General features: G+C 42.9%; 12 protein-coding genes. 5 read left to right on the forward strand and 7 right to left on the reverse strand.

All coding sequences use genetic code 11. From position 1 onward, the window contains the following. The first annotated feature begins 79 nt into the window (after window positions 1–79). The 3 genes from deoC (at window position 80) to ACH0QE_RS11730 (ending at window position 2,146) form a co-directional block, all read left to right on the forward strand. Window positions 80–754 carry a deoxyribose-phosphate aldolase gene (gene deoC / locus ACH0QE_RS11720; RefSeq protein WP_415800831.1) on the forward strand — a complete coding sequence of 225 codons (675 nt, stop codon included), beginning with the start codon at window positions 80–82 and terminating at the stop codon, window positions 752–754. Between the two features lie 222 nt (window positions 755–976). Further along, window positions 977–1,399, forward strand: coding sequence for a cytidine deaminase (locus ACH0QE_RS11725; RefSeq protein WP_041968067.1), 423 nt, complete (start codon window positions 977–979; stop codon window positions 1,397–1,399). Window positions 1,400–1,531: 132 nt separating this feature from the next. Beyond that, window positions 1,532–2,146 carry an AmiS/UreI family transporter gene (locus ACH0QE_RS11730; RefSeq protein WP_415800832.1) on the forward strand — a complete coding sequence of 205 codons (615 nt, stop codon included), beginning with the start codon at window positions 1,532–1,534 and terminating at the stop codon, window positions 2,144–2,146. A gap of 49 nt (window positions 2,147–2,195) precedes the next feature. Here the strand turns inward: ACH0QE_RS11730 and ACH0QE_RS11735 are convergent, their stop codons facing one another. The 3 genes from ACH0QE_RS11735 to ACH0QE_RS11745 form a co-directional block, all read right to left on the reverse strand. Continuing rightward, entirely contained in the window at window positions 2,196–3,125 is a 930-nt protein-coding gene (locus ACH0QE_RS11735) for a manganese-dependent inorganic pyrophosphatase (RefSeq protein ID WP_415800840.1), read from the reverse strand. Between the two features lie 188 nt (window positions 3,126–3,313). Next, window positions 3,314–4,435: an alanine dehydrogenase gene (gene ald / locus ACH0QE_RS11740; protein WP_415800833.1), complete on the reverse strand. Its 1,122-nt coding sequence runs from the start codon at window positions 4,433–4,435 to the stop codon at window positions 3,314–3,316. A 325-nt stretch (window positions 4,436–4,760) separates the two neighbouring features. Next, entirely contained in the window at window positions 4,761–4,916 is a 156-nt protein-coding gene (locus ACH0QE_RS11745) for a hypothetical protein (RefSeq protein ID WP_415800834.1), read from the reverse strand. 105 nt (window positions 4,917–5,021) lie between these two features. Between ACH0QE_RS11745 and ACH0QE_RS11750 the strand changes: the two genes are divergently transcribed. After that, the gene (locus ACH0QE_RS11750) at window positions 5,022–5,471 is read left to right on the forward strand and encodes a universal stress protein (RefSeq protein ID WP_214780695.1); all 450 of its coding nucleotides are present in this window, start codon (window positions 5,022–5,024) and stop codon (window positions 5,469–5,471) included. Between the two features lie 56 nt (window positions 5,472–5,527). Here ACH0QE_RS11750 and argH read toward each other — a convergent pair whose 3' ends face one another. Both argH and ACH0QE_RS11760 read right to left on the reverse strand, forming a co-directional pair. Beyond that, window positions 5,528–6,898, reverse strand: coding sequence for an argininosuccinate lyase (gene argH, locus ACH0QE_RS11755; RefSeq protein WP_415800835.1), 1,371 nt, complete (start codon window positions 6,896–6,898; stop codon window positions 5,528–5,530). Further along, the gene (locus tag ACH0QE_RS11760) at window positions 6,895–8,100 is read right to left on the reverse strand and encodes an argininosuccinate synthase (protein WP_415800836.1); all 1,206 of its coding nucleotides are present in this window, start codon (window positions 8,098–8,100) and stop codon (window positions 6,895–6,897) included. The genes argH and ACH0QE_RS11760 overlap by 4 nt, the downstream gene beginning before the upstream one ends. Window positions 8,101–8,311: 211 nt before the next feature. Between ACH0QE_RS11760 and ACH0QE_RS11765 the strand changes: the two genes are divergently transcribed. Beyond that, window positions 8,312–8,629: a hypothetical protein gene (locus ACH0QE_RS11765; protein WP_415800837.1), complete on the forward strand. Its 318-nt coding sequence runs from the start codon at window positions 8,312–8,314 to the stop codon at window positions 8,627–8,629. A 394-nt stretch (window positions 8,630–9,023) separates the two neighbouring features. On the opposite strand, the gene ACH0QE_RS11770 is transcribed toward ACH0QE_RS11765, so the two are convergent. After that, the gene (locus tag ACH0QE_RS11770) at window positions 9,024–9,548 is read right to left on the reverse strand and encodes a GNAT family N-acetyltransferase (RefSeq protein ID WP_415800838.1); all 525 of its coding nucleotides are present in this window, start codon (window positions 9,546–9,548) and stop codon (window positions 9,024–9,026) included. A gap of 543 nt (window positions 9,549–10,091) precedes the next feature. After that, on the reverse strand, window positions 10,092–10,560 hold a 469-nt coding region (locus ACH0QE_RS11775), incomplete at its 5' end, for a MogA/MoaB family molybdenum cofactor biosynthesis protein (protein WP_415800839.1).

Raw genomic sequence — 10,560 nt, forward strand, 5'->3', positions numbered from 1 at the left:
CATAATATATTTGGGTTATATATTTTATTCTTTATGAAAGCGTTTCAACATATTTTTTATACGGAAAGGGTTTGATCCAATGTCTAAAGATTTAGCAGGAATGATCGATCACACATTACTTAAAGCAAATGCAACCGAAGCGGAGATTGTAAAGCTGGCTGAGGAAGCAAAAGAATATAAATTTGCTTCTGTTTGCGTTAACCCAACATGGGTAAAGAAGGCTGCTGAAGTTCTTAAGGATGCTGAAGGAGTAGAAGTATGTACAGTAATCGGCTTCCCTCTGGGAGCTACAACTTCAGAAACAAAAGCATTCGAAACAAAGAATGCTATTGAAAATGGTGCGACTGAAGTCGATATGGTCATCAATGTCGGTGCTTTGAAAGACAAGCAATACGATTTGGTTGAAAAAGATATCAAAGCGGTAGTTGATGCAGCAAAAGGCAAAGCATTGACTAAGGTCATCATTGAAACTTGCCTTCTTACTGATGAAGAAAAAGAAATGGCATGCAAGCTTTCTGTCAATGCAGGAGCAGATTTCGTCAAAACTTCAACTGGTTTCTCAACAGGCGGAGCAACTGTCGAAGATATCGCCCTTATGAGAAAAACTGTTGGCCCTGATATTGGCGTTAAAGCTTCCGGCGGAGTACGAAGCCTTGAGGATGCACAAAACATGATCGAAGCTGGCGCAACAAGAATTGGCGCAAGCTCTGGTGTGGCAATCGTTAACGGCCTGACTTCAGACTCTTCATACTAAGAAAAGCGTAAGCGCCTTGGTCAGCCCCGACAAGCGCTGCCCGCCTAAAAACGCCACGTCCTGTGGCTGGCGGGTCTAGCACATCGTGTGCCTCGGAGGGCCGACCGGTGAAGTCGTTCTTTTGCTGCATTGGACGGACCGAAGCGACTCGAGGGGCTAGGCGCTGAAGCTGGACAATTCTCGAAGTGAGTATACTATAAAATTGGGAATGGGGAATGGACGATGGATAAAAAAACGCTTGTTGAAAAAGCAATTGAAGCAAGAAGCACAGCATACGTTCCATATTCTAAGTTTCAGGTTGGCGCCGCAATCATTACTAGCAATGACCAAGTTTATCTTGGCTGCAATATCGAAAATGCCTCTTATGGCCTGACAAACTGTGCTGAAAGAACAGCTATCTTCAAGGCTGTATCTGAAGGCGATACTGAGATTAAGGCTATTGCAGTAGTCGCAGACACTGAAGGTCCCGTTTCTCCTTGCGGTGCCTGCCGCCAGGTCATTGCAGAGTTCGCAACTGACGATACAAAAATTTACCTTGCCAACCTGAATGGCGATGTAAAGGAAACGACAATCAGCGAAATCCTTCCTGGGTATTTCACATCCAAGGATATGGATAAGGTTGATATGTCAAAGAAAATGGTATAAATTGATTATTTCAAGTTAACAAGGGGCAACTCCTCTATCCTAATGGATAAAAGAGTTGCTCTTTCTTATTCGAACGATTTTTACTAGCAAAAGGAGGAAAGAGCCGGCCCATCAATTGGGACTGCATACATCATGGGAGACGCAGGTTTATTATTATCAGGCGCAGCACTCTTCCTGAACAGCTTAATGCTTCTGGGGAAGGCAAATGCGAAAAGCGTGGCAGTATTCAACTTATTCATCGGGGCACTGCAAGTGATTGTTCCGTTTTACTTGATTGCTGTATCTGACCAGAACAACTGGACGGTCTACAGTTTGGCAAGCATCTTTCTTTTTGGTTTTACCTATTTATATGTCGGTTTGACATTGTGGAAAGACCTTGATGGCAGCGGGCTTGGCTGGTATTCCCTCTGGGTTGCTGTCCTTGCACTCATTTATGCAGCCGTTGCCTATGTCCATTTTGAAGATATCGTGAACGCTTTGACATGGCTTATGTGGGCCTATCTATGGTTTCTGTTCTTCCTTTCAATGGGTATGAAAAAGAAGATCGAAGTCTATATCGGGAAGGTTGCGATGGTCCAGTCATGGCTGACATTGACCTTCCCGGCATTATTGTCCATGACAGGCATATGGAATACGGATCAGGTTGCCAACGCCTGGATTTACTTCTCAATTGCCGCTTTTGTTTATTTTGCTTATATTACATTAAAGCTGAAAAAAGCTTCTGCTCGAACCGAGAAATTCGCATAAAATCCAAAAACCGTCCTGCCAAATCGGCCAGGACGGTTTTTTCATAGAATTACTTAGCAAGTACGTTTGTCAGTACAGGAACGACCTGCTTCTTACGTGAAACAACGCCTTTTAATGTCGCAGTGCTGTTTTCAAGTTTAACATTGAATGCTTCCTCAACAGCAGCAGCCTTTTCACCAATCGCAAGTGCTGCGGAATCATTCGTCAAGATATCAGTGATTACCAATAAGAATAGACCAAGATTCTTTTCTGTCACTTTATTGATCAATGCTTCTTCAAGCTCTACCTTGCGCAAAAGAACATCATTGACATCAACTGTGTTTACCTGTGCGATTTCAACCTTGGAATCTCCCATTTGGAATTCCTTAGCATCAAGGGAAATAAGCTCTTCAATTGTTTTGCTGCTTAGATCCGCACCAGCTTTTAGCATTTCAAGACCATATTCCTCAGCATCCACACCTGCGATTTCAGCCAATTCACGCGCTGCTGCAACGTCTTGGTCTGTGCAAGTCGGGGACTTGAACAATAACGAATCAGAGATAATGGCAGAAAGCATCAAGCCTGCGATGTTTTTATCAATTTCAATATTGTTTTCCTTGTACATCTTATTCAAAATTGTCGCAGTGCAGCCTACTGGCTCAACGCGGAAATATAATGGATCGCTTGTCTCAAAATTCGCCACACGGTGGTGGTCGATGACTTCGACGATTTGAACATCTGTAATGTCCTCAGCGCTCTGCTGGCGTTCGTTGTGGTCAACCAGAATTACTTTATCCACTTCTTCTGAAACTCTCCCAGCAAGGCGTGGTGCTTCAGCTTTGAAGTAATCAAGAGCATACTGAGTTTCTCCATTGACTTGGCCCAAACGTACTGCTTCCGCATCGACCCCAAGCTTTTGCTTTAAGTTAGCATAGGCAATGGCAGAGCAGATTGTATCCGTATCAGGATTTTTATGTCCAAAAACAAGTACTTTTTCCATCATGACACTCCTCAATAACAAATTAACACGGGCATTCTAGCAAAAGAACCCGTATATCCCATAAATAATATACGCTAAAATGGAAAGATTTTAAACAGCTTTGTGTTAATTAGCTTTGCTTTTATCTATCTCTTATTTTACGAATAGAAATAAAAGATCCGGAATATTTCATCCGGATCCTGAAAAAATCAGATTTGCTCTAACAGTGTTTTTGTTTCAGAGTAAACGAGGTTGTGTGCTTCAGCTACTGCCTGGTATGTCACGTAGCCATTAAGCGTGTTGATTCCTTTTAATAATGCTTCATTGTCCAGGCAAGCCTGCTTGTATCCTTTGTTCGCGATTTGGACAGCGTAAGGCACTGTCACATTAGTTAACGCGATTGTTGATGTTCTAGGAACTGCACCTGGCATGTTTGCAACTGCGTAGTGAACAACGCCATGCTTTTCATAGGTAGGATTGTCATGTGTCGTGATTCTGTCAGTTGTTTCGAAAATTCCGCCCTGGTCGATTGCGATATCGACAACAACTGAACCTGGGTTCATCGACTGGATCATTTCTTCTGTTACAAGCTTAGGAGCCTTCGCACCTGGAATCAAAACGGCACCGATTACAAGGTCAGATGCTTTGACTGCTTCCGCAATGTTCAAAGGATTAGACATTAGCGTTGTAATGTCAGAACCAAAAATATCATCAAGCTGACGAAGACGGTCTGGGTTCAAGTCGATCATTGTGACCTGAGCACCAAGCCCGACAGCCATTTTTGCTGCATTCGTGCCTGCAACACCTCCACCGATGATTGTTACTTTTCCTCTTTGGACACCAGGAACGCCTCCAAGCAGGATTCCTTTTCCTCCGTGTACCTTTTCAAGGAATTGCGCACCGATTTGTGTAGACATACGGCCAGCAACCTCACTCATAGGTGTAAGCAATGGAAGAGAGCCGTTAGCCAGCTGTACAGTTTCATAAGCGATGCCGACCACCTTGTTCTCGATCAAAGCCTTTGTCAGCTCTGGTTCTGGAGCTAGATGTAGATATGTAAATAGAATCAAGCCTTCACGGAAATAACCGTATTCTTCTTCCAGAGGTTCTTTAACCTTCATGACCATATCCTGTGCCCATGCTTCTTCTGCACTTCCAACGATCAGAGCGCCGGCAGCCTTGTAGTCTTCATCTGTAAAACTTGAGCCAATTCCAGCTCCAGTCTCAATGAAAACTTCGTGCCCGAAATTTACAAGGTTAACTACTCCTGCAGGCGTCATAGCCACACGATTTTCATTATTTTTTATCTCTTTAGGTACACCGATACGCATTATTGCATACCTCCTATATAATAATTGCCCTACCATTTCAGCCCTGCCATCACTATATCATTTTTACAAATAATGAAATAGGAAAAATAGGTTAAGTAAGCTAGGATGAAAACACTTTCATTTTAGTAGAAAAAAATGCTTTTGGCAAAACAATTCGTACAAAATTCCCTAAAATATACTATTCTGTATATTTTTAATTTTTGAGAAAATATCAAGGCAACTTAAAAGGCTTGCTGAGAACAGTGATTCACAGCAAGCCTACTCAATCATTTTGTGTTCAATTCTAAGAGAATATTGAATTGAACCTACTCATTCGAAATAGCTTCTACCTATGTTCTTCGTTGTTTTCTACTGCAGCTTTCATCTGTTCCTGCGGGACTACCCCGCTGTTGTATGAATCCATGATTTGCTGGCTTACCTGCATGACACCCTGGTCATCAAAATCATAAAGCGACCGGCCTGGCTGTTCCTTTTTATCCATGTGAATTCCTCCTTCAATATGATGCTTGCATCTTTAGTTTTCGTTGGATTGTCACAGCTATACCAAGGAAACTATTGTATAATATAGGTAAAGGAGGCGAGAACTATGGCACTTTATTATAAGAACATTTTAGTTGCCGTTGATGGTTCTAAACAAGCAGCATGGGCTTTTAAAAAAGCCATTGAGATCGCAAAAAGAAATGACGCGAGTCTGGTCATGACCCACATAATCGATTTACGCACCTTTGCCACAGTTGAGGCATATGACCGTACCATCTCGGAGCGAGCGACACAATTTGCTACAGAGTTGATGGAAAGCTACAAACAGCAGGCAATCGAAGCTGGGATCAAAGACGTAGAATATGACATCGATTATGGTTCACCAAAGGTCAAGATTGCGAAAGATGTTGCAAAGAAATATAACGCCGACCTGATTATCTGCGGAGCAACAGGAATGAACGCAGTGGAACGCTTCTTCATTGGAAGTGTCTCCGAGCATATCACCCGCTATGCATCATGTGATGTCCTGGTTGTCCGGACTGACAAAGAAAATTAACCTCAATAACCATACAAAAAAGCACGCAGCTTTTCGATACTGCGTGCTTTTTCCATTTATAGTGATGTTTTTGCTTTTTCGATTTGGATTTTAACCTGTGAAAATCCTGTGCCTCCAGCGCTGTTCCGTCTTTCCACTGCGTTATAAGGATTCAAGGCCTCGTATATATTTTCATCAAACAATGGGTTCATAGATTTGTATGCTTCTAGTGGCAGGTCTGCAAGATAGCACCCTTTTTGGATACACTCAAGGACAAGTTTGCCGACGATTTCATGTGCCTCACGGAATGGTACTCCTTTTGCTGCCAGATAGTCAGCCAGCTCCGTGGCATTTGAAAAATCATTCTTGACCGATTTGGCCATCTTCTCCTCTTTCACCTTCATCGAACCGATCATGCCAGCGAAAATTTTCAGGGAGCCCTTCACTGTTTTGACAGTATCAAACATGCCCTCTTTATCTTCTTGCATATCTTTGTTATATGCTAAAGGCAATCCTTTCAATACCGTCAAGAGTCCCAACAGGCTGCCATAGACACGGCCTGTTTTACCGCGAATCAGTTCAGCCATATCCGGATTCTTCTTCTGCGGCATGATGCTGCTGCCGGTCGTAAAGGCATCTGATAGCTCGATGAACTGGAACTCCTGACTCGACCAAAGAATGATTTCCTCACACAATCTTGACAGATGCATCATTAAAATAGAGCTGCCTGAGAGGAACTCAAGTATAAAATCGCGATCGCTAACAGCATCCAGGCTGTTTTCATAGATGCCCTCAAACCCAAGAATTTCTGCTGTCATATGGCGGTCAATCGGAAAAGTTGTTCCCGCAAGCGCCCCGGCACCAAGCGGTGAAAGATTGATTCTTTTCATGCTATCCATATAACGCTGTTTATCCCGGTCAAGCATCCAAAAGTAAGCCATCAGATGATGCGCAAAAGAGATTGGCTGTGCTCTTTGCAAATGTGTATAGCCGGGCATCAGTGTTTCAATATTCTGTTCAGCCTGATGAACTAAAGTCTTTTGGAACTCATTGATCAGCTCGATGATTTCGGATACCTGTTCTTTAAGGTACAAGTGCATATCTGTCGCCACCTGATCATTCCTGCTTCTTGCCGTATGGAGCTTGCCGCCGGTTGGACCGATCAATTCAGTCAGGTGGTGTTCAATGTTCAAATGGATATCCTCAAGCTTAGCTGAGTATTCCAATTCGCCTTTGGACGCTTTTTGCCGCAAGGATTCCAAACCTTGAATGATTACATCCGCTTCATCCTCTGTAATAACCCCGCACTTTGCAAGCATTGTGGCATGGGCGATACTGCCCTCAATATCCTGATCTGCTAGTTCCTGGTCAAAGCCAATCGATGCCCCGAACTCATCGACCCAGTCCTCTGCGGATCCGGTGAATCTGCCTCCCCATAATTTTTTCACACTGTCACCTTCTTGCCCTGGACCATGCTGTGGACAACTGTTGGCAGTCCCCACAGATTGATAAATCCAACAGCAGCACTGTGGTCGAACTCATCATCCGCAGTGTAAGTAGCCAGCTTTTCATTATATAAAGAATACGGAGATTTTCTGCCTTCGATGATCGCATGCCCTTTGAAAAGCTTGATACGTACAGTACCTGTGACATGCTTTTGGGTTGACTTCAGGAAAGCTGCCAGTGCTTCTTGAAGCGGAGAGAACCATAGCCCTTCATAAATCAATTCTGTCATTTTTTTCTCAATTACCGGTTTAAAATGGGCTACCTCTTTTACAAGCGTGATATCCTCAAGTTCCTTATGTGCTTTAATCAAAGTCATCGCGGCAGGAGCTTCATATACTTCACGCGACTTGATGCCGACAAGACGGTTTTCCACATGGTCAATCCTTCCTACCCCGTGCTTGCCTGCAACAGCGTTCAGCTCAAGAATCAATTCTGAAAGGGGATAAGCTTTGCCATCAATCGCTGTTGGAACACCCTCAACAAATTCAATCTCGATGATATCCGGTGTATCCGGCGCGTCTTCAAGCTCTGCTGTCAATTCATAAGCCTCAACTGGAGGCGCCTGCCATGGATCCTCGAGAATGCCACATTCATTGCTTCTTCCCCAAAGATTCTGGTCAATTGAGAATGGGCTGTCCAGATTGATTGGAATCGGAATCCCATTGTTGGCTGCATAAGCAATTTCTTCCTCACGTGACCATTTCCACTCACGGACAGGAGCAATCACCTTTAGATCCGGGTTCAAGGCTTTGATTGATACCTCGAATCGAACCTGGTCATTTCCTTTCCCTGTGCAGCCATGCGCTACAGCTGTTGCCCCTTCCATTTCGGCTATTTCTACTAGTTTCTTAGAAATCAATGGACGTGATAGCGCAGACACGAGCGGATATTTCCCTTCGTATAATGCATGGGCCTGTAGGGCGAAAAGTGCATAATCATTGGCGAATTCTTCTTTGACATCCAGGACATATGACTGAATTGCGCCGACCTTCAAAGCTTTTTCTTTTATGAATTCAAGATCCTTTCCTTCACCAACATCAAGGCAGCAAGCTATTACAGCGTAACCTTGGTCCTTCAGCCATTTGATTGCAACAGATGTATCAAGCCCGCCAGAATAGGCAAGCACCACTTTGTTATTAGTCATTTTTCATGCTCCTTTTTTATTCGGATATTTATTCATTTAAATAAATTTTTATTCATGTTTATAAAGTTAACAGGTTTTTGGGCACATTTCAAGATAAAATGTATTTTTTTATTGACCTCGTGAATGCCTCTTGAATCAGACTAGTGTGGAAGCAGGTTTGAAAGTATAGTAGAATGTAAGCAAGATTACCGGAATGGGGGCACCATTAGATATGGAACAATATTTTCTTTTTAACAGCCGACTGGGCATTCCCCTGCCAGACTTAAAAGAAAACTGGGAAGAATATGACCTTGGCACACGACACGGAATTCTCCTCCACTGGGAAAAAATTCGCGGCAGCATTCCTGACCGGATCGCAGAGCTTGAAAAAACAATCAACCTGAAACAAGCCCAGCTTTCCGATGAAAGCAACTTCATCCGCTCATGCGAACTGAACAGTGAAATTTCCGAGCTGGCGTCCATCATCAATGACCTCTGGCTCTGGTATCGCACCCAGCAGGATATTTCATCAGAGAAAGTGCATCGATAACACTTTTATTTGCATAAAAAATAGCCTGGAAGCACCAGGCTATTTTTTGTTTTTACTTTTATTAAGGCTCTTTTCTCAAACTTTATTGCTATTGAATACAAAAATGGATCTAATCACCATATTCCTTCGTAAAGCTGACGCTTCTTATGAGAAAAGAGCATGCAAACTTGATACCGACCTGCAAAACGTGTATATATTACGTTAAAATCGGCTTTAAGATTTTAACAACAATCTTTACGAAAACAACCTTTATTAAAAGAATAAACGGCACCTATTATCAAAGCAGCCCCTGTGAATCTCAACACACAGTTCCCGAATGGACTGAGTTGATGAATGGTTGAACCAACCAGAATACTGCCGATTAAAATAAAAATAATCGCGATTAATAACCTCATCATGTATGCTCCTTTTGAAGTTTTTTTCCCATAATAACATAAGATTTTTCATTACCATTTGGATAAAAGGCATCATTTAAAACGATCCATCCCAGGCTCTCATATAGGCTGCGGGCAGGAGCATTATTAGATTGCGTAGTTAATACCGCAGTCTTTTGTTCTACACCGTCTATCAACCGGGTTTCCAGCTGTTTTGCCAGCCCTTGATTCCTAAATGAAGGATGCACTCCCAATTCAACGAACTCCAAACAATCCTCTAACCAGGTTTGATACTCTTCTGGGTTGAACGCTTTCGACAGCAACCCATGATAATACTGTCCCGGTTGAGAAAAGTATCCATAAGCATAACCAGCCACTTCCCCCTTCTCAGAAATAGCCACAAACCCTCTGTAGCCATCATAGCCTGCATGCCTCAACACTCGATCTCTAATGGAACAATCTTCTTGATTCCATACTTGTTGATATAAATCCGCCACCTGGTTCATTAGCTCTTCATTTCTACTAATTTCTCTATATTCGAACATATTTAAGGACTCCCCCCTGAGCTGTTATTTTGACTGCTTTATTTGTGATTAGCTCAAACCTGTCATGATTCCGAGGTTTTATTGACAGGTTTACTCTTGTTCACTTCAAACCTGTCACGATTCCGGTGTTTTCTTGACAGCTTTGTTTGTGATCAGCTCAAAACCTGTCATGATTCCGAGGTTTTCTTGACAACTTTTACTGTGTTTCCCTCAAACCTGTCACGATTCCGAGGTTTTCTTGACAGCTTTGCTTGTGTTCTCCCCAAACCTGTCACGATTCCGCTGTTATTTTGACAGCTTTTACTGTGTTTCCCTCAAACCTGTCACGATTCCGCTGTTATTTTGACAGCTTTGCTCGTTTTCCTCTCAAACCTGTCTGAACTTGCCCCTGCTTCTGACCGGTTCTCGAGATTTTCCTTTAATAATCACAGTCATCTTCCTTTTATCTGGAAACTCCATTCAGTTATTCGACCATGTTTTCACAATTTCCTTTTTATCCACAAAAAAAGATGAAACCCTTAAAGGTTCCATCTCAGTCATGAATTATAAATCTTTCGTCAATTCTCTTACCACATGTCCAATCTCTGGAATGATCAGTTTTTCCATTGCCAGGCGAACAGCTCCTGTTGATCCTGGTGTGGAGAAGACGGCTCGGTCATTCACGACTCCGGCTGCTGCTCGTGATAGCAGGGCAGCTGAACCGATATCATCGGTATAGCTGAGCATGCGGAAAATCTCACCGAACCCTGGAATTTCTTTTTCAAAGATGCTTTGGACTGTTTCGATTGTGACGTCACGTTTGGCAATTCCTGTGCCGCCGTTCGTTAGGACCACATCAACATCGGAGTTGCTGCAGCCTTTTATCACTTCAGATTTAATCGGTTCCACTTCATCTTTTACAATCACGTAATCGACGATCTTATGTCCTGCAGCCTCGAGCATTTCCATCATCAGCTTGCCGCTTTTATCTGTATCTGGCGTTCTTGTATCGCTTACTGTTATGACTTTGCAG

The sequence above is a fragment of the Mesobacillus sp. genome (assembly GCF_047739415.1).
GTDB lineage: Bacteria > Bacillota > Bacilli > Bacillales > Cytobacillaceae > Mesobacillus.

What these genes read in the sequence shown, in the direction of transcription:
- deoC (WP_415800831.1), top strand. Translation starts at nt 80, where the DNA reads ATGTCTAAAGATTTAGCAGGAATGATCGATCACACATTACTTAAAGCA.
- ACH0QE_RS11725 (WP_041968067.1), top strand. Translation starts at nt 977, where the DNA reads ATGGATAAAAAAACGCTTGTTGAAAAAGCAATTGAAGCAAGAAGCACA.
- ACH0QE_RS11730 (WP_415800832.1), top strand. Translation starts at nt 1,532, where the DNA reads ATGGGAGACGCAGGTTTATTATTATCAGGCGCAGCACTCTTCCTGAAC.
- ACH0QE_RS11735 (WP_415800840.1), bottom strand. Translation starts at nt 3,125, where the DNA reads ATGGAAAAAGTACTTGTTTTTGGACATAAAAATCCTGATACGGATACA.
- ald (WP_415800833.1), bottom strand. Translation starts at nt 4,435, where the DNA reads ATGCGTATCGGTGTACCTAAAGAGATAAAAAATAATGAAAATCGTGTG.
- ACH0QE_RS11745 (WP_415800834.1), bottom strand. Translation starts at nt 4,916, where the DNA reads ATGGATAAAAAGGAACAGCCAGGCCGGTCGCTTTATGATTTTGATGAC.
- ACH0QE_RS11750 (WP_214780695.1), top strand. Translation starts at nt 5,022, where the DNA reads ATGGCACTTTATTATAAGAACATTTTAGTTGCCGTTGATGGTTCTAAA.
- ACH0QE_RS11760 (WP_415800836.1), bottom strand. Translation starts at nt 8,100, where the DNA reads ATGACTAATAACAAAGTGGTGCTTGCCTATTCTGGCGGGCTTGATACA.
- ACH0QE_RS11765 (WP_415800837.1), top strand. Translation starts at nt 8,312, where the DNA reads ATGGAACAATATTTTCTTTTTAACAGCCGACTGGGCATTCCCCTGCCA.
- ACH0QE_RS11770 (WP_415800838.1), bottom strand. Translation starts at nt 9,548, where the DNA reads ATGTTCGAATATAGAGAAATTAGTAGAAATGAAGAGCTAATGAACCAG.